Origin of the sequence: Microbacterium sp. UBA837 (assembly GCF_002296025.1) — a bacterium.
Classification (GTDB): Bacteria; Actinomycetota; Actinomycetes; order Actinomycetales; family Microbacteriaceae; genus Microbacterium.
Map to the genome: position 1 here is coordinate 13,134 of NZ_DBHD01000210.1, position 20,754 is coordinate 33,887.

Sequence of the window (20,754 nt, forward strand, 5' to 3'; positions counted from 1 at the left end):
CCGTGCTGGTCAATCCGGCGGCTCGAGCCGGAACGGGTGGCACGATCGCGACCAGGGCTGCCGAGCGACTTCGCGAGCACGGCATTCGCGCGACCTTGATCAGCGGTGGCAGCGCTGTCGAGTCGACGGAGTTGCTGCGCGAGGCGGTGCGCCTCGGAACTGACGCCGTAGCCGTGGCTGGCGGTGACGGGACGGTGTCCCTTGCGATGCAGGTTCTGGCCCACAGCACGACACCTCTCGGCATCATCCCGGCGGGGACGGGCAACGACCTGGCCGACATGCTCGGCATCCGCGAGCTGCACCCCGACGAAGCTGCCGACGCGATCGTCGGCGGGCTGACTCGCGATATCGACCTCGCGCGCATCAGTCGACACGGCGAGCCGGAGGTCTACTTCGGATCGGTCCTGGCCAGCGGCTTCGACTCGCGTGTCAACGACCGGGCCAACCGGATGCGGTGGCCTCGCGGCTCGTCGCGATACACCATCGCCATTCTGCGAGAGTTGGTAGGGCTACGTAGCTTCGCATACGAGATCGAACTGACGGATGCCGCGGGCAGCGTGACCCGGCACGATGGCGCCCTCCTGATGGCAGCCGTTGCCAACGGGACCAGCTACGGCGGGGGTGTTCAGATCGCGCCTCGCGCAGATCCCGCCGATGGGGAACTGGATGTCGGCCTTGTTCGCCCGACCCATCGCGCGCGCTTTCTTCGACTGCTCCCCCGTGTCTACCGCGGAACGCACGGAGATGTCCCCGAAGTGAGCATGTACCGGGCTCGGATGATCCGCCTCAGCGCGCCGGGCGTCACCGCCTACGCCGACCGCGACCCGATCGGGCCCCTGCCGGTCCAGATCGACGTCGTTCCCCGGGCGCTTCGTGTTTTCGTGCCTGCGAACTAAGCGCTCGACGCACCCTTCGAGGCCAGCTCTGTGTCGTGCACAGCCTGTACCGCGCGCAGCTTTGCCATGACCTGATCGCGAAGCTCCTCGGGCGCAGTCTCCTTGCACGCCCGAGCAACAGCCTCGGTGAGCGTCGTGGCCACGAGCGCTTCGTCGCGGCAGGCCGGACAGTGCTCAAGGTGCTCGCGGATGTCGGCATGCTCGGTCTTGCACACTTCGTTGCGCAGGTACTCCTCCAAGTCCCGCGTGGCTTTGGCGCAACCGCAATCGGTCATGTGTCGCTCCTCGATACGGCGACCGAGATCCCCCGCTCGGTCGCATATTCGGCCAGCAGCTCCCGCAGCATCCGTCTGCCACGGTGCAGACGGCTCATCACGGTGCCGATGGGGGTTTTCATGATGTCGGCGATCTCCTGATACGCAAAGCCTTCGACGTCGGCGAGATACACCGCGAGCCGGAAGTCCTCGGGAATCGACTGCAGCGCGTCCTTCACGACGGATGCCGGCATATGGTCGATTGCTTCAGCTTCTGCCGACCGCGTGCGGGACGATGTCGTGGACTCCGCTCCGCCGAGCTGCCAGTCTTCGAGATCCTCGATGGCGCTCTGGTACGGCTCACGCTGCTTCTTGCGGTACGTGTTGATGTACGCGTTGGTCAGGATGCGGTAAAGCCACGCCTTCAGGTTCGTGCCCTGAGTGAAGCTCGACCACGATGCGTACGCCTTGACGAAGGTCTCCTGCACAAGGTCTGCAGCATCCGCGGGGTTCCGTGTCATTCGCATCGCAGCCGCGTAGAGCTGGTCCATGAACGGCAGGGCCTGCTCTTCGAACTGCGCGCGCGGGTCGGCCGGCGCCTCGGCCTGATCAGTCATCACGCGCCAGTCTACGTCCGGCGCCATAGCGATCGTCATCGGGCTCCTTCCGTCCCTCATTAGGCTAGGAACCGATGAGCGGCGAAAGATATTCCACCCCGACCGGCTTGGGAGAGTCCGGTTGGTCGGCTCCGCGCGCCTCGGGAGCACTCACCGCCCGTTTGGCAGTTCCCGGATCCAAGTCGCTCACGAACCGCGAATTGATCCTCTCGGCGATCGCCGATTCTCCGAGCACGCTCCACGCTCCGCTGCACTCCGACGACTCCGTCCGCATGGTTGCGGCCCTCACGGCGCTGGGTATCCAGATCGAGAGCGTGGAGGGCGAGAGCCCCTTCGGGCCCGACCTGATCGTCACGCCTCCCAGCGGATCCGGCTCGGTCGGTGCGTCCTCCTCGGGGCTTCGCGGTGCGACAGTCGACTGCGGTCAGGCCGGCACCGTCATGAGGTTCATCGCGGGCATTGCCGGGCTGGCCGAGGGCGATGTCACACTGACTGCGCATGAGAGCGCGCTGCACCGGCCCATGGGAGCCATGATCACGGCCCTTCGTGACGTGGGCGTCGACGTCGACGACGAGGGCCGTTGGGCACTCCCTTTCCAGGTGCGGGGGCACGGACACATCCGCGGCGGCGAAGTCGTCATCGACGCGAGCGCCTCAAGCCAGTTCGTTTCCGGGATGCTGCTCGCAGCTCCCCGTTTCGACACGGGTCTCCACCTCATTCACTCGGGGTCACGCCTGCCGAGCATGCCGCACATCGATATGACCATCGAGTGCCTCGCGAACCGCGGCGTGCATGTGGAGCGGCCCTCGCCGCGCGAGTGGATCGTTCCCCCGCAGCCCCCGCGCGGAAAGACGGTGGCCATCGAACCCGACCTGTCCAACGCCGCTCCGTTCCTGGCAGCTGCCATGGTCACCGGAGGGAGCGTCACGATCACCGGGTGGCCCGCGCACTCGACACAGCCCGGCGTCATGCTCGCCACGATCCTGCACGAAATGGGGGCCCGCGTCACGCGCCGCGGTGGCGCCCTCACCGTCGCTGCGGGGCGCGGCATCCGTGGCATCGAGATCGACCTGTCGGCGGCGAGTGAGCTGACACCCACGATCGTGGGGCTGGCCGCATTCGCCCCGGAACCGACGACAATCACGGGAGTCGGGCACATTCGCGGCCACGAGACCGACCGCATCGCTGCGCTCGTCGGCAACCTGCGGGCGCTCGGCGGAGCCGCAGAAGAGCTCGAGGACGGCCTGCGAATCCTGCCTCAGCCGCTCCACGGCGGGGTGTGGCAGGCGTTCCATGACCACCGTATTGCGACGACCGGCGCGCTGATCGGCCTCGCCGTCGGCGGAGTCGTGGTCGACGACATCGGGACCACAGCGAAGACGATGCCGCAGTTCCCCGAGCTCTGGACCTCCATGCTCGAAGGGAACGGCGCGGAGTGAGCTGGCTCGGGGACGTCGATGATGACGATGAACTCGGCATGGACGAGAGCGATATCCGCGTCAGGCCGAACCCCAAGGCCAACCGGCCGCGCACCAAGCGCCGCCCCAGCCACGCGGATGCCGAGATCGCGCGGGTCCTGGGGGTGGACCGCGGCCGCTACACCGTGCTCGTCGGCGAAGACACTGGCGCCGAACGCCAGGTTACCGCCGCCCGCGCTCGCGAACTTCACCGCACCGCGATCGTCACCGGTGACCGCGTCCGGGTTGTGGGAGACACCTCGGGAGACGAGGGAACTCTCGGCAGGATCGTGGGCATCGAACCCCGCACGTCTCTCCTTCGCCGAAGCGCCGACGACACCGATCAGGTCGAGCGCGTCATCGTCGCCAACGCCGATCAGATGCTCATCGTGATCGCCGCCGCCGACCCGGAGCCGCGCCCCCGGCTGGTGGACCGCTACCTGGTGGCAGCACTGGATGCCGGTATCCGCCCCCTGATGGTCATCACCAAGACCGACCTTTCGGACCCAGAGGAGTTTCTGTCGCACTTCGCGGGCCTCGACCTCGAGGTCTTCACCAGTGCGCGCTCTGACATGCCCCTGGAGCGGATCGGTGCCGCGCTCGTCGGCCACAGCACAGTGTTCGTCGGGCACTCCGGCGTGGGTAAGTCCACCCTTGTCAACGCTCTGGTCCCGAGCGCCGAGCGGGCGACGGGACATGTCAACGAGGTCACCGGTCGGGGACGACACACGTCGAGTTCGACGGTCTCGCTGCGCTACGAGGCACCGTCGGGCACGGGATGGGTGGTCGACACCCCCGGCGTGCGCTCCTTCGGGCTCGGTCACGTCGATCCCGACAATATCCTGCGGGCGTTCACCGACCTTGCCGAGGTCGCACGCGAGTGTCCGCGTGGGTGCACTCACCTGCCCGACGCGCCCGATTGCGCCATCGAAGAGGCTGTGGCGGCGGGACGCCTCGGGCCCGGGGCGGCAGCGCGGCTGGATTCACTGCAGCGTCTGCTCACGACGTTCTCTGACCGCCCCTGATACGCCTCGCGCCGCAGCATCCATGTCACGTGCAACCGCACCGGCTGATGGTGGCCCGCGCCGGGCGCACGGCTCTAGGGTGGATTCATGACAGTGCGTCTAGAACCCGGCACCGCTGCACCCGACTTCACCCTCCTGAACCAGGATGAGAGTGATGTCTCGCTTCACGACCTGCGCGGCCAGGGCCTCATCCTCTTCTTCTACCCGCAGGCGATGACACCCGGCTGCACGACGGAGGCTTGCGACTTCCGCGACAGTGTCGAGCCGCTTCGCGCCGCCGGTTACGTGGTGCTCGGCATCTCGCGCGACGCTCCCGCCAAGCTGCGGGCGTTCCGCGAACGCGACGCGCTTCCGTACGACCTACTGAGCGACCCCGACCGTTCCGTGCACGAGGCCTACGGAGCGTGGGGCGAGAAGACGATGTACGGCAAGACGACAGAAGGTGTGCTGCGCTCGACCTTCGTCCTCGACGAGAAGGGCGTCATCACGCACGCGCTCTACAACGTCAAGGCGACGGGGCACGTAGCCCGTATCCGCGGTCTGCTCGGTCTCTAGTCTTCCCGCGCCGGCGGGGCCGCGCCGCGAACGGCGATCACCAAGAGGACGAGGGCGATGACGGCTGGGATCGCGATTGCAACGCCGGTGACCGGATGCGCATACTGGCCTGTTGCGGCTCCCAGCGCCACCGCGAGGATCAGCAGTTGTGCCACGATCGCTCCCGAGCGACCCCATGACAGTCCCCGCCAGGTGGCGACACCGAACACCGCGACGATCGCCGCCCCGGCCAGCGTCAGCACGATCAGGGCGATCGCGCTGTCGAGTGCCGCCGTGTCCCCGGTGATGACCGCGACGATCTCCCAGACGGCGAGTGCGCCGATTCCCGCCCCTTCCAATAGCACGATCACGCCCGCTGCTCGAGCGGCAATCATCGAGCGCACCATGGACCTCCCGACCACTCTCGGCCCGTACACAACGTTCTTGCAACGTCCTCACGGATGAACCCTTGATTCGGGTGAACGGCTGTGGGACGATGGGTAAAGCCGTGTGCTCCCACAAGGTCGTGGGACGAGACATCTTCTCGTACACCTCACAGAGTATCCGACCGCCCGGTGGCCCGATGCTCATTCCCCATCAAGGAGCACCCCCTATGGATTGGCGCGACAAGGCCGCCTGCTTGACTGTCGACCCCGAGCTGTTCTTCCCGGTAGGAAACACCGGTCCAGCCGTCGACCAAATCGAGAAGGCGAAATCCGTGTGCGCCCGGTGCACCGTCACCGAAATCTGCCTGCAGTACGCGCTGGAGTCCGGTCAGGACTCGGGCGTGTGGGGTGGCCTCTCCGAAGACGAGCGCCGCGCCCTCAAGCGCCGCGCTGCCCGGGCTCGCCGCGCCAGCTGAGCCACTCGGCGCGCTGGCCTGAGACCGGAGGCCGTGCTCAGTCCAGCGCGATGTAGCGGAGCGGGATGTCGATCGTGACTTCCGTACCGCTTCCGACGAGCGTGTGCCAGTCGATCGTGCCGCCGAGTTCTCCCTGGATGAGCGTCCGAACGATCTGCGTGCCCAGCCCTCGGCCGACTTGGCCCTCCGGCAGGCCGACGCCGTTGTCACGAACACGCACCAGGAGCCGCTCGGGGTCGCGCTCGGCCTCGATCTCGACGTCGCCTTCCTTCCCGGCGAGGCCGTGCTCGACAGCGTTGGTCACCAGCTCGGTGAGGGCCAGCGCCAGGGGCGTGGCGTACTCGCTCGGGAGGGTGCCGAAGCGTCCCACAGACCGGGTCCGCGCGCGTGTCGTGGGTGCAGCAGCCACCTCGGCGACGAGTTTGAGAACACGATCGAAGACATCGTCGAAATCGACGCGCTGAGTGAGTCCCTCTGAGAGGGTGTCGTGCACGACGGCGATCGCCGAGACGCGTCGCATCGCCTGCGTCAGCGCTTCTCGGGCCTCTTCGGTGTGCGAACGGCGAGCCTGGATGCGAAGGAGCGACGCGACAGTCTGCAGATTGTTCTTGACCCGGTGGTGGATCTCGCGAATCGTCGCGTCCTTGGTGATGAGCTCTTGCTCCTGGTGTCGCAATTCGGTGACATCGCGGCACAGCACGATCGCCCCGATGCGGGTCCCGTGGTCGCGCAGGGGGATCGTCCGCAGGCTCACCGTCACACCACGCGCCTCGATGTCGGCACGCCAGGGTGCCCTCCCCGTCACGACCAGGGGAAGCGACTCGTCGAACTGGCGCTTCTCGGGAAGGATCTCCGTGGTCACCTCGACGAGGGATTCGCCTTCGAGCTCATCCTCGAACCCCATGCGATTGAAGGCCGAGAGAGCGTTGGGGCTCGCGAAGGTCACCGTCCCATCGACGTCGAGGCGCACGAGTCCGTCAGAGGCTCTCGGAGCGCCCCGACGCGGAGCGGTCGGTGCGCTGAGATCCGGAAAGTCGCCCGAGGCGACCATTCCGAACAGGTCGTCGGCGCACTCGTTGAAGGTGATCTGCTGGCGCGAAGGAGTGCGTGTCTCCCCAAGATTGGTGTGGCGCGTCAGGACTCCCAGCGTGGTGCGACCGGAGCCGGACCCTCGCACGATCGGTACCGCGCGGACCCGGGTCGGGGTCTCTTCGAACCAGTCAGGGGATGCCGAGTCGACGATCATTCCCGAGAAGAACGCCTCGCGAATCTGGGTCCGCCACTGGGGTCGGACGGGGTCTCCGACGATGTCCCGATAAAACAGGGTCGCGGCGCCGCTGGGCCGGGCGTGGCCGACAGCGACGAACGAGTCATCTGCCGTCGGAACCCAGATGACGATGTCGGCGAAAGCGAGATCGGCCAGCAACTGACCGTCCCCGGCCAGGCGGTGGAGCCATTCGACATCCGCGCCGGTGGAACGCCCCTGGTCATAGACGAGATCGCTGAGGGTCGACATCGTTTCAGCCTAGAGCCCCAGCGTGGATGCTCGAACTACGCAGCTTTGCGAGTGTCGACGGCGAGCGCCTCGCTCACGAAGCGCCGCACGCCGGACACGATCGGCGATCTCCGGGCAACGTCCGCGATCGGACGGGCGGCCAGGAGCGCAGCATCGGCCGAGCGCGGATCTTGCGGCACGAACCACACGTCACGGATGCCGGCGAACCGGTCGAGACTTCGGCGTACCTGGCCGCGGGCGTCGATGCCCAGGGAGCCCGGGCGCAGCCGGTTGGCGACCACCGCGATCGGTGTCGCTCCCACTGTCTCGCGCAGCTGAGCGTAGCCGCGAACGAAACGGCTGATACCGACGGGATCCGCACCGGCCACGGCGACGACGAGATCGGCTTCCTGGAGGGCGGCGATCGTTGCGGCGTTGCGCCTGCCACCGGCGAGATCGCTCACGATCTCTTCGTCACGGTCCAGGGGCGCCGCCACGTCGACCACGGTGTCATCCACCCACTCGCGGCATATGGAGAGCGCGGCACGTACGCGATCCTCGCGCAGCTCCGGCCAACGCGAAGGCCGATTGATGCCGGCCAGAACCTGTGGCCCCCGCCCGAGCCGAAGCGCGATTCGGTCCAGTTCGGCGACATCCAGGGCGCCACGGTTCACCTGTCGGCATGCGGCGGCGAACCCCGGACCTTCATCGGGCAGGCCGAGCGCCAGCGCTATCGAGGGCGCGTGGGAGTCGGCATCGATCAGCGCCACATCGCGGTCGCGGGCGAGCTCCACCGCGAGCTCGATCGCTATCGTCGATCGCCCGGGCGACCCTGCCGCACCCCATACTGCGATGACTCGGCGCCTGTTCCGGGGAACCGGCGCGACGGGCAGCGGGTCTCGGAGGGCACGCACGAGCTCGCGCCCGGAAGCCCGTGGCGACATCGGCACGCCGAGCCCGAACGCCTGAGCCAGGCGCGCCGGTGTCTCACCGTCCCCCACGGGGGCGATCCGGATTCCCTCCCGATCGCAAGCGGTCACGAGCTCACGTGTGAGTGTGTCGTGGCGCGCAGCGACGACGAGAAGCTCCAGCTCCTCGGCACCCCGGACACCACCGCGAGCGGCGGCGAGACCGGGTGTCGTGGCCGGCGTTGCGTGCGCGTCCCATCCGAGCCGCGAGAGCTCTTCGGCCAGCCGCGTCGCGTGTGGCTCGTCCAGCGCGATCAGCGCTCTCATTGCTGCCCCGGGGTCCAGGGGATGACCGAGAGCGCGGAGCCGTCGGCGATTGCAGCGAGCGCGGCAGCGACATCGGCGCGGGGAATCACCAGTTCGACCGCCGCCGTTCCGCCGGCCAGGGGTGAATCATCCCGGGTGACGCTGACGACCGTCGCGTCGGCCACGAGAATGCGTGGCGTATCGAAGCGTGACTGATCAAGACGCGGCGCTGCCCACAACTCGACAGTCGATCCGGCCACGACCGAACCCGGTACCTCGGCTGCGCTGCGGACGACGACCGTCGTGGATCGCGTACTGTCGTCGGTCACGAGAGCGTCGGCGGGCACGAGTTCGCCAGCCGAGACTGTGCGCGCTGCAACGAACCCTTCCCCGAGGTCGTCAGCCCTGAGGTAAGCGTTCGACGCGACTCCCAGAGCGACATCCACGACGGCAAGGTCCGCTGCAGCTACCGGCTCGCCGGGAACTATCGCTCGGACGGCTACGTAGACGGGTTCGGTCTGGCGCGCCGACGACACGATGAACCACACACCACCGACGGAAGCCAGAACCAGAACGACGCCGACCAGGAACCGCAGGTCTGCCCACGCGGGGCGCCGGGAGGTATGAGAGCGGGAGGACATGCGAACCATGGTCGCCGAGACTCGTGAATCGCTGCCGCGCTTATCCACAGCGGGCGCCGCTGCGCCGCCCTGTCAGAACCCGGCGTCATAATGGGGACATGCCCCAGCCTCCCGCCGCCGACGCGCGCCTGTTGACGCCATCGCAGGTCGCCGAAGTGCTCGCGATCGAGGTCGAGGACGTGATGACCCTGGTCCTGGCCGGGCAGCTCCGCGGGATGCGTGTCGGCGAAAGCGGGCAGTGGCGCATCGACGAGATGAGTGTCGAGTCCTACCTCGACGACCAGGTCGAACAGACCCGACGCATGGCGCTGTGGCACCAGTCGCAGACCGCGAGCTTCCCGGAACTGTGGGGCACCGGGGCCATTCGCAACCCAGACTGATCCGGGAGGCTTCCGCGGGTCAGAGCCCCGCGTCTCCGGCCGCCACGACCAGCTGCGCGAGGGCGCCGAACGGAACCATCCGAAATCCGGTCACCGCCGACGGATGCCGCGGAACGTCGAGGTCGTGAATGGCAAGGTCGAAGTGATCCGCGCCGGCTCGATCGACGGTTCCGGTCAGCGCGTCGTCCGCGACCAGTTCGACAAGAACGGGAACCCGCCGGCGTGCGAGGTCGCGCAGCACGAAACCGAGATCCATCCGCTCGCGGAGGGCTTGCCCCACACGTCCCGAAGCGCTGTGCAGAAGGTCGGCGTGCGCCATCCGTAGCCCCGTGAGCCCACCGAGCGGAACGATGCTGACGGAGGACGGTCCTCGGTCGACCGCCAACCAATCAGCACCCACGGCAACGATTCGCCCTTCGACGCCGGCGCCGCCGCTCAACTGCACCCGCACCTGGGCCTGAGCGTCTCGCAGCACGAGCAGCCGGTCCCTCAGCGACACGCGCGACAGGCGCACCCGCTCGGACTCGGAGGCGAGGGCCGCACGCTCGGCTTCCCACTCGGCTGACGCCTGAGCTTCGAGGTCATCGAACAGCCGGTCCCATCGCACGGGGCGAGCGTACGTCGTAGATGAGGAGTCGATGAGAAACTGTCCACAGCGGGATCCCGGCCCCCACCGAGCCCCCTGCCGTGTGCTCTACTTCTCGACATCCTGTTACCGGTCGAGAGTGAGATCTCATGGCGACGACGCAATCGAGCTTCGCACGCGCTTACCGCGCGGCAGACGAAGCGGCCGAGCTGAACCAGTACTTCGCGCCACAGCGCACGAGCACCGCCGACCTCCCCGATCCCGAGACCTTCCTGCGCAACATCTCTCGTGGGGTCCTGGAGATCTTCGCGGGTGTCCGCGAGGTTGACCAACTCGCCAGGTGGCTGACCGAGGATGCGTATCGGAAGCTCGTCACCCGGGCCAACCTCGCCGCCCGCGCACGAAGCGCCCGCGGCATCCCAGCGAAGCGTCCCGTGCATCAGATCGTTTCCGTACGCCACTCCTCCCCCGCCGACGGCATCGTCGAGGGCGTGGTCATCGTCCGCGGTCCGGCGCGCACCCGTGCTGTGGCCCTGCGGTTGGAGGGCATGGACGGTCGGTGGCGCACCACCTCTCTCGCCCTGCTCTGACAACGCCGCGGACGGCGCGCCGCCTTACTGCCGGTACGACGACAGGAAGTTGCCGAGCCGCTCGATAGCCTCAGTCAGCACTCGGGATTCAGGAAGCGTCACGATCCTCACGTGGTCCGGGGTCGGCCAGTTGAATCCCGTCCCCTGCACGAGCAGCACCTTCTCGGCGACAAGGAAGTCGTACACGAGCTTCGCATCATCCCGGATGTCGTACACGTTCGGATCGAAGCGCGGGAAGGCGTACAGCGCGCCCTCCGGCTTGACGCAGCTCACCCCGGGGATCGACTCCAGCGCCTCCCAGGCGGCATCCCGCTGCTCATGCAACCGCCCCGTGGGAGCGATCAGCGCGTCGATCGACTGGACTCCCGACAGCGCAGCCTGCACGGCGTACTGCGCCGGAACATTGGGACACAGCCGCGTCGAGGCCAGCAGGGTGATTCCCTCCAGGAAGCCGGCTGCGTGATCCTTCGGCCCCGTGATCGCGAGCCACCCCGAGCGATAGCCGGCGACTCGATAGGTCTTCGAGAGCCCGTTGAAGGTCAGCACCAGCAGATCCGGCGCAACGGCGGCCATCGGGATGTGTCTCGCATCGTCGAAGAGGATGCGGTCGTAGATCTCGTCAGCAAGGACCAGAAGCGAGTGTTCGCGGGCGATGTCGGCGATCTGATCGAGGACTTCGCGGGTGTAGACGGCACCGGTCGGGTTGTTGGGGTTGATGACGACGATCGCTTTGGTGCGCTCGGTGATCTTCGAGCGGATGTCTTCGATGTCGGGCTGCCAACCGTTCTGCTCGTCGCACAGGTAGTGAACGGGCGTCCCACCCCCCAGGCTCGTCATCGCCGTCCACAGCGGGTAGTCGGGTGCGGGGATCAACACCTCGTCGCCCTCGTCCAGGAGGGCCTGCATCGTCATCGTGATGAGCTCGGAGACCCCGTTACCGAGGTACACGTCATCGGGGTCGAGCGCCGGGAATCCGGGAACCTGCTCGTATCGGTAGACGACGGCGAGCCGAGCAGACTTGATGCCGCGGCTGTCGCTGTACCCGTGGGCTTCGGGTACCGCCTCGATCATGTCCCGCACGATCTGGAACGGAGCCTCGAAGCCGAAAGCTGCCGGGTTCCCCGTGTTCAGCTTGAGGATCCGGTGTCCCTCGGCCTCCAGACGATCGGCCTCGACGAGGGCCTGCCCCCGGATCTCGTAGAGGACGTGCTTGAGTTTGCTCGACTGGTCGAGCGGCCGGGGGTGGGTCATCCGTTCAGGATAATGCCGCACCCACCGGGCCACCTGACCGCGCGTGGATCGCGGGTCTCGCGTTCTGCGCTTACTTCTTCTTGTCGGCAGCGCGCCGCTGGGCGCGGTTCAGCGGCTGCTGGGCAGCCGGCGCCGGCGCTTCACCGTCGGTGCGCTGGCCGAACGCGCCGCGCACAGCGGGGGGCGTCGGCGCGACGGGCGCTGCGGGCGCGGATGCCGCGGCCTGGCGGGCCCGGCTGGTGGCCGCCTGCTGCACCTGGCCGCGTTCGTTTCGCACCTCGACTTCACCGGCGTCATTGGCCGCGGAGTACTGCAGACGCTGTCCCTCCACGGGCGCGATCGACAGACCCTTGGCCTCGACCTCGGCGGCGTTCTCTCCGTCCGCGCGGCGGACCTCGACCTCGAGGTTGTAGAGGTACCCGACTGACTCTTCCTTGATCTGGCCCATCATCTGCTGGAACATCTGATAGCCCTCGCGCTGGTACTCGATGAGCGGATCACGCTGCGCCATCGCGCGCAGGCCGATGCCGTCCTTCAGGTAATCCATCTCGTAGAGGTGGTCTCGCCAGCGGCGGTCGACGACCTGAAGCACGACCCGCCGCTCAAGCTCGCGCATGGCAGCTTCGCCGAGGCTTTCTTCGCGCTTCTGGTAGGCGATGCGTGCATCCGAAATGATCTCGCGCTTCAGTACCTCGGGGGTGACCTTGCCCTTGCTTCCGGACTCGGCGACGACCTCGTCGATTGTGAGAGAGACCGGATATAGCGTCTTGAGTTCGGTCCACAGCGCGTCGAAGTCCCAGCTCTCGGTGTGACCGGTACCCGTGTGATCGTCGATCAGCGTGCTGATGGCGTCCTCGATGAAGTGCTGGACGCGGTCGGCGATGTCATCCCCCTCGAGGATGTGGCGGCGATCCGAGTAGATCGCTTCGCGCTGCCGGTTCAGGACATCGTCGTACTTCAGCACGTTCTTGCGCAGCTCGGCGTTACGCGCCTCCACCTGCGATTGCGCGCTCTTGATCGCCCGCGAAACCATGCCCGATTCGATGGCGACGTCGTCGGGGAAGTTGGTGCGCGAGAGGATTGCCTCGGCAGCCCCTGACTGGAACAGGCGCATGAGGTCATCGGTCAGCGACAGGTAGAACCGGCTCTCTCCCGGGTCGCCCTGACGTCCCGACCGACCCCGCAGCTGGTTGTCGATGCGGCGCGACTCGTGCCGCTCCGTACCGAGCACGTATAGACCGCCGGCTGCCACAACCTTCTCGGCCTCTTCGGAAACGTGGTCGCGGGTGGACTGGTAGACGGCATCCCACTCGGCCTCGTACTCGTCCGGTGTCTCCACCGGGTCGAGCCCCTTGGCCTTCATCTCCTGAACCGCGAGGAACTCGGCGTTCCCGCCCAGCATGATGTCGGTTCCGCGCCCGGCCATGTTCGTCGCAACCGTGACTGCGCCCAGTCGCCCGGCGCGCGCCACGATCTCGGCCTCGCGAGCGTGGTTCTTCGCGTTGAGAACCTCGTGTTTGATGCCCTTCTTCGCGAGCAGACGCGACAGGTATTCGCTCTTTTCCACCGAGACGGTGCCGACGAGCACCGGCTGCCCCGACTCGTGGCGCTTCGCGATGTCTTCGACGACCTGAGCGAACTTCGCAGGCTCGTTCTTGTAGACGAGGTCGGACTGATCCTTGCGGATCATCGGCTTGTTCGTCGGGATCGCGACGACTCCCAGCTGGTAGGTCGACATGAACTCGGCAGCCTCGGTCTCGGCGGTGCCGGTCATGCCCGAGAGCTTGTCGTAGAGGCGGAAGTAGTTCTGCAACGTCACTGTCGCGAGAGTCTGGTTCTCGGCCTTGACCGGGACACCTTCCTTCGCCTCGATCGCTTGGTGGATGCCTTCGTTGTAGCGGCGGCCCACCAGGATTCGGCCCGTGTGCTCGTCGACGATCATCACCTCGTCGTTCATGACGACGTAGTCGGTGTCGCGCTTGAACAGGGCGAGCGCCTTGATCGAGTTGTTCAGGAACGAGATCAGCGGAGTGTTGACTGACTCGTAGAGGTTGTCGATCCCGAGATAGTCTTCGACCTTCTCGATACCCGGCTCGAGCACGCCGATCGTGCGCTTCTTCTCGTCGACCTCGTAGTCGATTCCCGGCTCGAGAGTGCGAGCGATCTTCGCGAACTCGGCGAACCACCGGTTCGCTTCTCCCGCGGAGGGGCCCGAGATGATCAGGGGTGTGCGGGCCTCATCGATGAGGATCGAGTCAACCTCGTCGACGATCGCGAAGAAGTGTCCGCGCTGGACGAGGTCCTCCCGGCGCCACGCCATGTTGTCGCGAAGGTAGTCGAAACCGAACTCGTTGTTCGTGCCGTAGGTGATGTCTGCGAGGTACTGCTCCCGGCGCACCTCGGGGGTCTGTCCCGACACGATCGTGCCGGTCGTCATCCCCAGCGCCCGGTACACACGCCCCATGAGGTCGGCCTGATAGCTCGCGAGGAAGTCGTTGACGGTAATCACGTGCACGCCCTTGCCCGCGATCGCGTTCAAGTACGCCGGAAGTGTCGCCACCAGCGTCTTGCCCTCACCGGTCTTCATCTCCGCGATGTTGCCGAGGTGCAGGGCAGCGCCGCCCATCAGCTGCACGTCGTAGTGCCGCTGACCGATCGTCCGCTTGGCGGCCTCCCGCACGGCGGCGAAGGCCTCGGGCATCAGCTTGTCGAGCGTCTCGCCAGCCTCGTAGCGGGTGCGAAACTCCGCGGTCTCGTCCCGCAGCTCGTCGTCAGTCAGCTGCGAGTACTCGTCCTCGAGGGCGTTGACCGCCTTCGCAACCTGCTGCAAGCGCCGCAGGAGCCGACCTTCACCGGCACGCAGGAGTTTCTCGAGAGGATTGGCCACGGAAAGCTCTCCATCTGTCAACGGCGGCACCCGGGGTGCCGACCCGGCGCGAACCGCGCGCGGACATACCGACTCATGTTACCGGGCCGTGACCTTGGCGTGCGCTGGGTCCGCTCCCAGCGGAAGCGTCCCCGCTTTCCCGCCCCAGCAAACGCGCACCCTGAGTCTCTCGGGGAAGACCCTGAAATGTCATCGACAGTGTTGGCCGTGCCCGCAGGCGCGGGATAGGTTGCACGCGGAGGATCACACGAAGCCATCCGCGCTCATCGGGGGAACGCTTCGTCGCGAATGGAAGGCGTATGTCTATGGCTGTGTGGCGTCGGTGGGTATTTCCCATCCTCTTCGTTATCGTGTTCGGGGCTCTCGCCGCCGCACTCGTGAAGATGGCGTTCTTCCCCGATACGGCGACGGCCTCGGCAGATCCGGGTGGGCAGATCACCGAGCCGGTTGTGCCCGTCGTCCGCCAGAGCGTGATCGACGAACTGACCCTCGAAGGAACGATCGCGCGCGACGACGCCGTGACGGTGCGTTCCGAGGTCGACGGAGCCGTCAGCGAGGTCAAGGTTGCACCGGGACAGTCGGTCGCAGCCGGTCAGGTCTTGATGACGATCAAGCAGTCCTATCCCGCCAAGACGATCGATGTGCTGGCCCCGGAGGCCGGCGAGGTGACCGCCGTGGCCGTGGTGAAAGGACAGCCGACGAGCATCGGAGGCGAAATCGCGACGCTCAGCCCCACCCGGTATCACGTGCAGAGCACCATCGAGCCGGTGCAGCTGTATCGACTGCTGAATGCCCCGACCGAGGGCGAAGTCACAATCCAGGGCGGCCCCGCGCCCTTCTCATGCACGGGCCTATCGGTGCAGGTGTCCGAAGACGGCACGACCAGCATCACGTGCGCCGTCCCGACCGACCAGACAGTGTTCGCAGGCCTTCGGACCGAGCTGTCCATCCGGGTAGCGACTGTCGATGATGCCCTGGTGGTTCCGGTCACTGCAGTGCGCGGTGGAGCAGGCACCGGGCTGGTGTGGGTGGATGCCGGCACCGGCGCCCCCCTCGAAGAGCGGGAAGTCGGACTCGGAGTCAGCGACGGCACCGTCGTGGAGGTCGTCTCCGGACTGACCGACGGCGAGCAGGTGCGGCAGTTCGTCCCCGGCCTCGCGGCCCCGAACGAACCGGTCTGCTACGACGACGGGATGGGTGGTCAGTTCTGCGAGGACCCGGGGTGGAGCTGGTGAGCCTTGTCAGGCTCGAGGGTGTGACCAAGCAGGTCACACTCCCCGACGAGTCGACGCTCGACATCCTGCGCGGTGTCGACCTTGCGGTGTCGGCAGGAGACCACGTCGCGATCGTCGGCCGCAGCGGCTCGGGCAAGTCCACGCTGCTGAACATCCTGGGCCTCCTCGATCTGCCGACCTCGGGAACCGCAGAGTTTCGAGGCACGCCGGTCGCCGGCATCCGGCGTGGGCGCCTCGACCGGATGCAGGGGCGCGACGTCGGCTTCGTCTTTCAGCAGTTCCACCTGCTTGCCGGGCGCACGGCGCTCGAGAACGTCGAGATGCCCCTCGGGTACGCGAGTGGCAAGCAGTTCTGGCGCCGCCGGGAGCTTGCCCGCGCGATGCTCGACCGTGTGGGCTTGGCCCACCGGTTGGACACGCCGCCCGAGAGACTGTCGGGCGGCGAGCAACAGCGCGTCGCCATCGCGCGAGCCCTCGTACGCCGCCCGGCGCTTATCCTCGCCGACGAACCGACGGGGGCTCTGGATGTCGAAACCGGCGCCGCAGTGATGGCGTTACTCGACGACATTGCCACCGAGAGCGCCGCTGCCCTGGTGACGATCACTCACGATCTTCATGTGGCGGCTCGTGCGCGGCGGCATCTGCGACTGGCCGATGGTGTGCTCTCCCCCGTGGACCTTGACCGGGCGTTCGCTGACACCGCGCTCGGGGCGGTCTCGGCATGAGCGGGTTCATCGGCGCGCTCCTGGAGGCGTGGGCGGAACTTCGCCATCACAAGCTGCGGGTCCTGCTGAGCTTGATCGGTATCGCCGTCTCGGTTGCCGCCCTCACCGCGGTCGTCGCACTCGGCGAGTATCAGCGTCAGGCGGCAGCCGAGCAATCCGACCGCTACGGCGGGCGCGTCGCCACGATATCGGTGTCGGCATCGGCCACCGACGGAGCGCCCATGGACTGGGACAGCTTCGACGAGGACGTCTCGGGCGCCGCCGCCCGCTTCGAGCTGTCCTACGTCTCGCGACTTGCGGCATCCGTGACCCTGCAGGTACAGACGCCGGAGTGGGTCAGGCCCGTCACAACGATGCTGGTGGATCCCGCGTACCCCGTCATCCATCGATCGACAGTTGCCGAGGGCCGCTGGTTCGTGCCCGGTGACGAGGGGCTGCTGGCGCCGCCGGTCGTCATCAGCTACCCCCTGTGGACGGCTCTGGGAGCACCGCCGTTGGCAACGCATCCGACGATGGAGGTGATCGGCGGCGCGGGAGGCACCTTCCCCATCATTGGCGTCACGCCCCGTGAGGGCGACTGGGACTCGAATAAGCAGATCTGGATGCTGTACGACGGATACCGGGATCGTGTGGACTCGCTGCCCGCCGAGACCGGGGTCACGTGGGAGCTCTGGGTTCCCGAAGAGATCGTGCCGACGGTCGGTGCGTTGCTGGCATCGGATGTCCGCGCCGCGGCCGGGGAGGCGGTGCAGGTATCGGTCTCGCGCACCGACTGGGGATCGCGTCCCGATGCGCAGGCGTCCGCGGCGATGTTCGAGCTCGTGACCGGTTCGATAGCCGTGCTGATCCTGGTGCTCGGCGGGTTGGGGCTGGTCAACATACAGCTGGTGGCCATGCGCCAGCGCATCCGCGAGATCGGCGTGCGCCGCAGCTTCGGGGCAACCGCGGGCCGGATCTTCACGGCGGTCCTCCTCGAGAGCGTCGTTGCAACCGCCGTTGCCGGTGTCGTCGGAATCGTGCTGGCCGTCGCCGTCATGCGCACGCCGATGGTGCTGACCATGTTCGGCGCCCTGCAGGATGTGCCGCCCTTCCCCGTGCGGGCGGCGATAACAGGGCTGATCGCATCTGTCGTCATCGGCGCGCTGGCGGGATTCCTTCCCGCACTGGTGGCGGTGCGCTCACGCGTCATAGACACCCTGCGCGTCTGACCACTCAGCCCGAACACGGCTGCGCGATTCTAGGATCGAGGCATGGCCGGCTTTTGGGGACGACGCAAGCGTGAACAGGCCGAGACGGCGCAACAGGATGCCGACCTCGCTCGCCGCGCGCAGAGCTCGCTCGTTGCGGCAGACGAACACATCCGACTCGCCGTCGACGAGGTCTCGTTCGCCGAAGCCGAACTCGGACCGAACGCGGTCGGCGACCTGCGCGCCGCGCTCGACTCGGTGCGAACCCACATGCAGGAGGCCTTCCACCTGCACCAGCTCAACCACGACGAGATACCCGATACCGCCGACGAACTCCGCACTCGAAACACCCGCATCGTCCAGCTGTGCGAGTGGGCAGAAGATCTCCTCGAAGATCGGATGGCGGCTCTTGCCGAACCGATCGAGCGGGCACGTCGGGCGCCCGAGATCATCGCCCGGGTCCGCGCTGACGCTGCCCGCGTCCGGGAACGCATTCCGCACGCACGTGAGACCGTGGCACGGCTTGCCACGAGGTACGCGCCGAGCGCGCTGGAGGGTGTCGCCGCGAACCCCGCCGAAGCCGAACAGCTCCTGAGCTTCGCTGAGCACAGCGCGGGAGTCGCCGAGCGTCGACGGGAAGCCGGACAACGGGAGCAGGCGAACCTCGCGATGGAAGCTGCCACCGAGGCTGCCCGACGCGCCGAAACCCTGGTGGACGCAGTCGAGACCTTCGAAGTCGAAGCCCTCCGAGCCGAGGCGACACTCGGCGCTATCGTCGAGGACTCGCGCGGGGATCTGATCGCTGCGCGCACCGCGCCGCAGGTCCCCGCGGTCATCGAGGCGATGTCGGCCCTGCAGACGGCGCTCGCCGCCCTCCCTGCCGCGGGCGTGAACACCGACCCCTTCGAGCACCTGACTCGGATGCGGGAAGCCAACGCAGCGCTGGACGCGGCAGTCGCTGCGGCGCTAGAACGAGCTGCCCGCCCGATCCCGGAGCTCGGTCATGTGCGAAACGCGATCGATGACGCCGACCGCCAGCTCGCGGTGGCCCGAGATGTCATCGCGGGCCACCGCGGCTGGATCGGTGCCGACGCGCGCACGCGCCTTGCCGAAGCCGAGCGCGTCCGGGCGGACCTGGACCGCGTCGTCGGAGGCGCTGCCGCGACCGTCCCCACCATCCCCGAGGACGATCGCGATCAAGCCATGGAGTTCGCCCGCCGCTCCGCCCAGCTGGCAGGCGATGCGCTGCGGTATGCCCAGCGCGACATCGACGCATCCCGTCCCTCGGCCGGTCCGCATCCGCAGTGGGGCGGCCCGATGGAGGGCTTCGGGCGCCGGACCGGCGGCGGTTCGGACCTCGTGGGCGGAATCCTCGGGGGCCTTGTCATCGGCAGCATCCTGGACGGGATCTTCGACTGAGAGACGGATGCCGCAAGCTCTACGGCTCGCGGCATCCGTCTCCGATCTTGCGGCAGTGCCGCGGGCACTCAGCTCACGAGGGCCGCCGGGCTTGCCTCGGTGGTGAGGGAGATCACACCGTAGTCCCAGCCTTTGCGGCGGTACACCACGCTCGGGTGATCGGTTGCGGCGTTGATGAACAAGAAGAAGTCGTGTCCGACCAGTTCCATCCGGTCGACAGCCTCCTCGACCGTCATCCACTCCGCCTCGAATTCCTTCGTGCGGATGACGACTGGCGTGTATGCCTCGTCGTCCTCACCGTCGACGATCGGCACCTCGCCGGTCGCGACGCGCCGGAGGACATCTGCCGATGCGGGCTGGATGTCGATCCCGTCGAGCTCGCCGCGTTCCTTGTCGAACATCGCCTTGCGGGGGTGGTTTCGGGCATCGACCCTCTTGTCTTTGGCGCGTCGCAACTGCTCGCACAGCTTGTCGACAGCCATATCGAGCGCTGTGAACTTGTCGGCATCGGTCGCCTCAGCCCGCACCAGCGGACCTTTGCCGGTGAGCGTGAGCTCGACAGTGTGGTCTTCGACCCGGCCCGTGCGGTAAGTGCGATGAGTGACCTTGACATCGATGCGCTGCGCACGGGGTGCGAGGTGTTCGATCCGGACGAGTTTCTCTTCGACGACCGAGCGGAAGCGATCGGTGATACCGACTCCCACGCCGGCGATGTTCGTGTCCATCTTGACCTCCTTGTTTCCGGTCCGCCCGGTTCCAAGGGCGGACCATCAGTCGCCTTGTTACCCCCACGTTAGACCCTGGCCATCTGCCTGTCACGCACGATTTCCGCCGTGTCAGTATCCTCCGCCATAACCCCGGTAGACTGACTTTTGCCCGGTCCTCGGCGGCTCGGCGCGAGCCGATGAAGTCTATTGTTCGCGTGGTGAGCGCCCCTGGCCGGACGACCATCGCAGCGGCGTGGACGCGACGGTCACCGCCCCGAGAACCGCGACTCCCGCCTCGCGCAGCGCCTCGGCTGCCGCTCGAAGCGTCGCGCCGGTCGTGACAACGTCGTCGATCAACAGCACGGGGCGACCGGGCACGAATCGCACGGCGAACATGCCCTCGGTATTGCTTTCCCGCGCCGCCCGGCCAAGCGCCCGTTGATCCACGCCGGCACCGACACTGCGCAGGACCGGAACGCACCGCATGCCGGCCTGCCTGGCAATGAGGTCGACGACACGGTATCCGCGACGACGGAACGCAGCAGCTGACGAGGGGATCACGACAGGAATCACAGTTCCCGTCGCGAGTGCGGCAACCAGCCCGCCGGGCACGAGATCGGCCCGCTCGAGCGTCGTGCGCAGGGCAGCCCCCAGAGGGCGGACGAGTCGGGTCCTCCCCTCGGCCTTGAGGGAGCGCATCACCCCGACCACCGGACCGTCGTACGCGACGGCGCTGAACACGGTGAGCTCACCCACCATCCGGCACCGCGTGGTGCTGCGGCGCAACTCCAG

General features: G+C 67.3%; 22 protein-coding genes. 11 read left to right on the forward strand and 11 right to left on the reverse strand.

Going from position 1 to position 20,754, the window contains the following annotated elements:
• Positions 1–2 precede the first annotated feature (2 nt).
• A complete protein-coding gene (locus B3587_RS15140; protein WP_292730173.1) occupies positions 3–896 on the forward strand; it encodes a diacylglycerol kinase in 894 nt (297 codons plus the stop codon).
• Here B3587_RS15140 and B3587_RS15145 read toward each other — a convergent pair.
• Both B3587_RS15145 and B3587_RS15150 read right to left on the reverse strand, forming a co-directional pair.
• Positions 893–1,171: a zf-HC2 domain-containing protein gene (locus B3587_RS15145; protein WP_228177606.1), complete on the reverse strand. Its 279-nt coding sequence runs from the start codon at positions 1,169–1,171 to the stop codon at positions 893–895. The two genes, B3587_RS15140 and B3587_RS15145, sit on opposite strands and share 4 nt — an antisense overlap.
• The gene (locus B3587_RS15150; protein WP_374198004.1) at positions 1,168–1,806 is read right to left on the reverse strand and encodes a sigma-70 family RNA polymerase sigma factor; all 639 of its coding nucleotides are present in this window, start codon (positions 1,804–1,806) and stop codon (positions 1,168–1,170) included. Before B3587_RS15150 ends, B3587_RS15145 begins: the two co-directional genes overlap by 4 nt.
• A gap of 35 nt (positions 1,807–1,841) precedes the next feature.
• Here B3587_RS15150 and aroA point away from each other — a divergent pair, with 35 nt between their 5' ends.
• The 3 genes from aroA to bcp all read left to right on the forward strand — a co-directional run bounded on the left by aroA (position 1,842) and on the right by bcp (position 4,804).
• Positions 1,842–3,206, forward strand: coding sequence for a 3-phosphoshikimate 1-carboxyvinyltransferase (gene aroA / locus B3587_RS15155; RefSeq protein WP_292730176.1), 1,365 nt, complete (start codon positions 1,842–1,844; stop codon positions 3,204–3,206).
• On the forward strand, positions 3,203–4,249 hold the full coding sequence (gene rsgA, locus B3587_RS15160) for a ribosome small subunit-dependent GTPase A (protein ID WP_228177603.1): 1,047 nt from the start codon (positions 3,203–3,205) through the stop codon (positions 4,247–4,249). Before aroA ends, rsgA begins: the two co-directional genes overlap by 4 nt.
• A gap of 87 nt (positions 4,250–4,336) precedes the next feature.
• Positions 4,337–4,804, forward strand: a complete 468-nt coding sequence (bcp, locus tag B3587_RS15165; protein WP_292730179.1) for a thioredoxin-dependent thiol peroxidase — start codon at positions 4,337–4,339, stop codon at positions 4,802–4,804.
• On the opposite strand, the gene B3587_RS15170 is transcribed toward bcp, so the two are convergent.
• The gene (locus B3587_RS15170) at positions 4,801–5,178 is read right to left on the reverse strand and encodes a histidine kinase (RefSeq protein ID WP_228177601.1); all 378 of its coding nucleotides are present in this window, start codon (positions 5,176–5,178) and stop codon (positions 4,801–4,803) included. The genes bcp and B3587_RS15170 overlap by 4 nt on opposite strands.
• Positions 5,179–5,396: 218 nt before the next feature.
• On the opposite strand from B3587_RS15170, the gene B3587_RS15175 reads away from it, so the two are divergent.
• Entirely contained in the window at positions 5,397–5,645 is a 249-nt protein-coding gene (locus B3587_RS15175) for a WhiB family transcriptional regulator (RefSeq protein ID WP_019182239.1), read from the forward strand.
• A 37-nt stretch (positions 5,646–5,682) separates the two neighbouring features.
• On the opposite strand, the gene B3587_RS15180 is transcribed toward B3587_RS15175, so the two are convergent.
• The 3 genes from B3587_RS15180 to B3587_RS15190 are packed head-to-tail and all read right to left on the reverse strand — an operon-like array spanning position 5,683 to position 8,995.
• Positions 5,683–7,161 (reverse strand): sensor histidine kinase, encoded by a 1,479-nt coding sequence (locus B3587_RS15180; RefSeq protein WP_228177600.1) that lies wholly within the window; start codon positions 7,159–7,161, stop codon positions 5,683–5,685.
• A 35-nt stretch (positions 7,162–7,196) separates the two neighbouring features.
• Complete coding sequence (locus B3587_RS15185) at positions 7,197–8,375, reverse strand: AAA family ATPase (RefSeq protein WP_292730183.1); 1,179 nt, start codon at positions 8,373–8,375, stop codon at positions 7,197–7,199.
• Positions 8,372–8,995 carry an SAF domain-containing protein gene (locus B3587_RS15190; protein ID WP_292730186.1) on the reverse strand — a complete coding sequence of 208 codons (624 nt, stop codon included), beginning with the start codon at positions 8,993–8,995 and terminating at the stop codon, positions 8,372–8,374. The genes B3587_RS15185 and B3587_RS15190 overlap by 4 nt, the downstream gene beginning before the upstream one ends.
• A 98-nt stretch (positions 8,996–9,093) precedes the next feature.
• Here B3587_RS15190 and B3587_RS15195 point away from each other — a divergent pair, with 98 nt between their 5' ends.
• Positions 9,094–9,375 (forward strand): helix-turn-helix domain-containing protein, encoded by a 282-nt coding sequence (locus B3587_RS15195; RefSeq protein WP_292730189.1) that lies wholly within the window; start codon positions 9,094–9,096, stop codon positions 9,373–9,375.
• Between the two features lie 19 nt (positions 9,376–9,394).
• On the opposite strand, the gene B3587_RS15200 is transcribed toward B3587_RS15195, so the two are convergent.
• Positions 9,395–9,982: a hypothetical protein gene (locus B3587_RS15200; protein ID WP_228177596.1), complete on the reverse strand. Its 588-nt coding sequence runs from the start codon at positions 9,980–9,982 to the stop codon at positions 9,395–9,397.
• A 128-nt stretch (positions 9,983–10,110) separates the two neighbouring features.
• On the opposite strand from B3587_RS15200, the gene B3587_RS15205 reads away from it, so the two are divergent.
• Positions 10,111–10,551: an Rv3235 family protein gene (locus B3587_RS15205; RefSeq protein ID WP_228177595.1), complete on the forward strand. Its 441-nt coding sequence runs from the start codon at positions 10,111–10,113 to the stop codon at positions 10,549–10,551.
• A gap of 24 nt (positions 10,552–10,575) precedes the next feature.
• Here B3587_RS15205 and B3587_RS15210 read toward each other — a convergent pair whose 3' ends face one another.
• Positions 10,576–11,802, reverse strand: coding sequence for a pyridoxal phosphate-dependent aminotransferase (locus B3587_RS15210; protein ID WP_228177594.1), 1,227 nt, complete (start codon positions 11,800–11,802; stop codon positions 10,576–10,578).
• A 70-nt stretch (positions 11,803–11,872) separates the two neighbouring features.
• Positions 11,873–14,689, reverse strand: coding sequence for a preprotein translocase subunit SecA (gene secA, locus B3587_RS15215; protein WP_292730195.1), 2,817 nt, complete (start codon positions 14,687–14,689; stop codon positions 11,873–11,875).
• A 305-nt stretch (positions 14,690–14,994) separates the two neighbouring features.
• Here secA and B3587_RS15220 point away from each other — a divergent pair, with 305 nt between their 5' ends.
• From B3587_RS15220 to B3587_RS15235, 4 genes are read left to right on the forward strand one after another with little or no spacing between them, the layout of a single operon-like run.
• Positions 14,995–15,924: an efflux RND transporter periplasmic adaptor subunit gene (locus B3587_RS15220; protein ID WP_292730198.1), complete on the forward strand. Its 930-nt coding sequence runs from the start codon at positions 14,995–14,997 to the stop codon at positions 15,922–15,924.
• Complete coding sequence (locus tag B3587_RS15225; protein WP_292730201.1) at positions 15,921–16,649, forward strand: ABC transporter ATP-binding protein; 729 nt, start codon at positions 15,921–15,923, stop codon at positions 16,647–16,649. Before B3587_RS15220 ends, B3587_RS15225 begins: the two co-directional genes overlap by 4 nt.
• Positions 16,646–17,857: an ABC transporter permease gene (locus B3587_RS15230; protein ID WP_292730204.1), complete on the forward strand. Its 1,212-nt coding sequence runs from the start codon at positions 16,646–16,648 to the stop codon at positions 17,855–17,857. Before B3587_RS15225 ends, B3587_RS15230 begins: the two co-directional genes overlap by 4 nt.
• Positions 17,858–17,899: 42 nt before the next feature.
• Positions 17,900–19,255: a hypothetical protein gene (locus B3587_RS15235; RefSeq protein WP_292730206.1), complete on the forward strand. Its 1,356-nt coding sequence runs from the start codon at positions 17,900–17,902 to the stop codon at positions 19,253–19,255.
• A gap of 68 nt (positions 19,256–19,323) precedes the next feature.
• On the opposite strand, the gene hpf is transcribed toward B3587_RS15235, so the two are convergent.
• Positions 19,324–19,980, reverse strand: a complete 657-nt coding sequence (gene hpf / locus B3587_RS15240; RefSeq protein ID WP_228177588.1) for a ribosome hibernation-promoting factor, HPF/YfiA family — start codon at positions 19,978–19,980, stop codon at positions 19,324–19,326.
• A 186-nt stretch (positions 19,981–20,166) separates the two neighbouring features.
• Positions 20,167–20,754, reverse strand: a 588-nt coding sequence (locus B3587_RS15245; RefSeq protein WP_292730209.1) for a ComF family protein, incomplete at its 5' end; no start/stop codon positions are given.

Bases quoted from the DNA above. Each gene is read 5' to 3' on its own strand.
- B3587_RS15150 (WP_374198004.1), bottom strand. From the start codon at position 1,806: ATGACGATCGCTATGGCGCCGGACGTAGACTGGCGCGTGATGACTGAT.
- B3587_RS15220 (WP_292730198.1), top strand. From the start codon at position 14,995: ATGGCTGTGTGGCGTCGGTGGGTATTTCCCATCCTCTTCGTTATCGTG.
- B3587_RS15175 (WP_019182239.1), top strand. From the start codon at position 5,397: ATGGATTGGCGCGACAAGGCCGCCTGCTTGACTGTCGACCCCGAGCTG.
- B3587_RS15170 (WP_228177601.1), bottom strand. From the start codon at position 5,178: ATGATTGCCGCTCGAGCAGCGGGCGTGATCGTGCTATTGGAAGGGGCG.
- B3587_RS15235 (WP_292730206.1), top strand. From the start codon at position 17,900: ATGGCCGGCTTTTGGGGACGACGCAAGCGTGAACAGGCCGAGACGGCG.
- B3587_RS15230 (WP_292730204.1), top strand. From the start codon at position 16,646: ATGAGCGGGTTCATCGGCGCGCTCCTGGAGGCGTGGGCGGAACTTCGC.
- B3587_RS15205 (WP_228177595.1), top strand. From the start codon at position 10,111: ATGGCGACGACGCAATCGAGCTTCGCACGCGCTTACCGCGCGGCAGAC.
- B3587_RS15185 (WP_292730183.1), bottom strand. From the start codon at position 8,375: ATGAGAGCGCTGATCGCGCTGGACGAGCCACACGCGACGCGGCTGGCC.
- B3587_RS15145 (WP_228177606.1), bottom strand. From the start codon at position 1,171: ATGACCGATTGCGGTTGCGCCAAAGCCACGCGGGACTTGGAGGAGTAC.
- B3587_RS15210 (WP_228177594.1), bottom strand. From the start codon at position 11,802: ATGACCCACCCCCGGCCGCTCGACCAGTCGAGCAAACTCAAGCACGTC.
- B3587_RS15190 (WP_292730186.1), bottom strand. From the start codon at position 8,995: ATGTCCTCCCGCTCTCATACCTCCCGGCGCCCCGCGTGGGCAGACCTG.
- B3587_RS15195 (WP_292730189.1), top strand. From the start codon at position 9,094: ATGCCCCAGCCTCCCGCCGCCGACGCGCGCCTGTTGACGCCATCGCAG.
- hpf (WP_228177588.1), bottom strand. From the start codon at position 19,980: ATGGACACGAACATCGCCGGCGTGGGAGTCGGTATCACCGATCGCTTC.
- bcp (WP_292730179.1), top strand. From the start codon at position 4,337: ATGACAGTGCGTCTAGAACCCGGCACCGCTGCACCCGACTTCACCCTC.
- B3587_RS15180 (WP_228177600.1), bottom strand. From the start codon at position 7,161: ATGTCGACCCTCAGCGATCTCGTCTATGACCAGGGGCGTTCCACCGGC.
- aroA (WP_292730176.1), top strand. From the start codon at position 1,842: ATGAGCGGCGAAAGATATTCCACCCCGACCGGCTTGGGAGAGTCCGGT.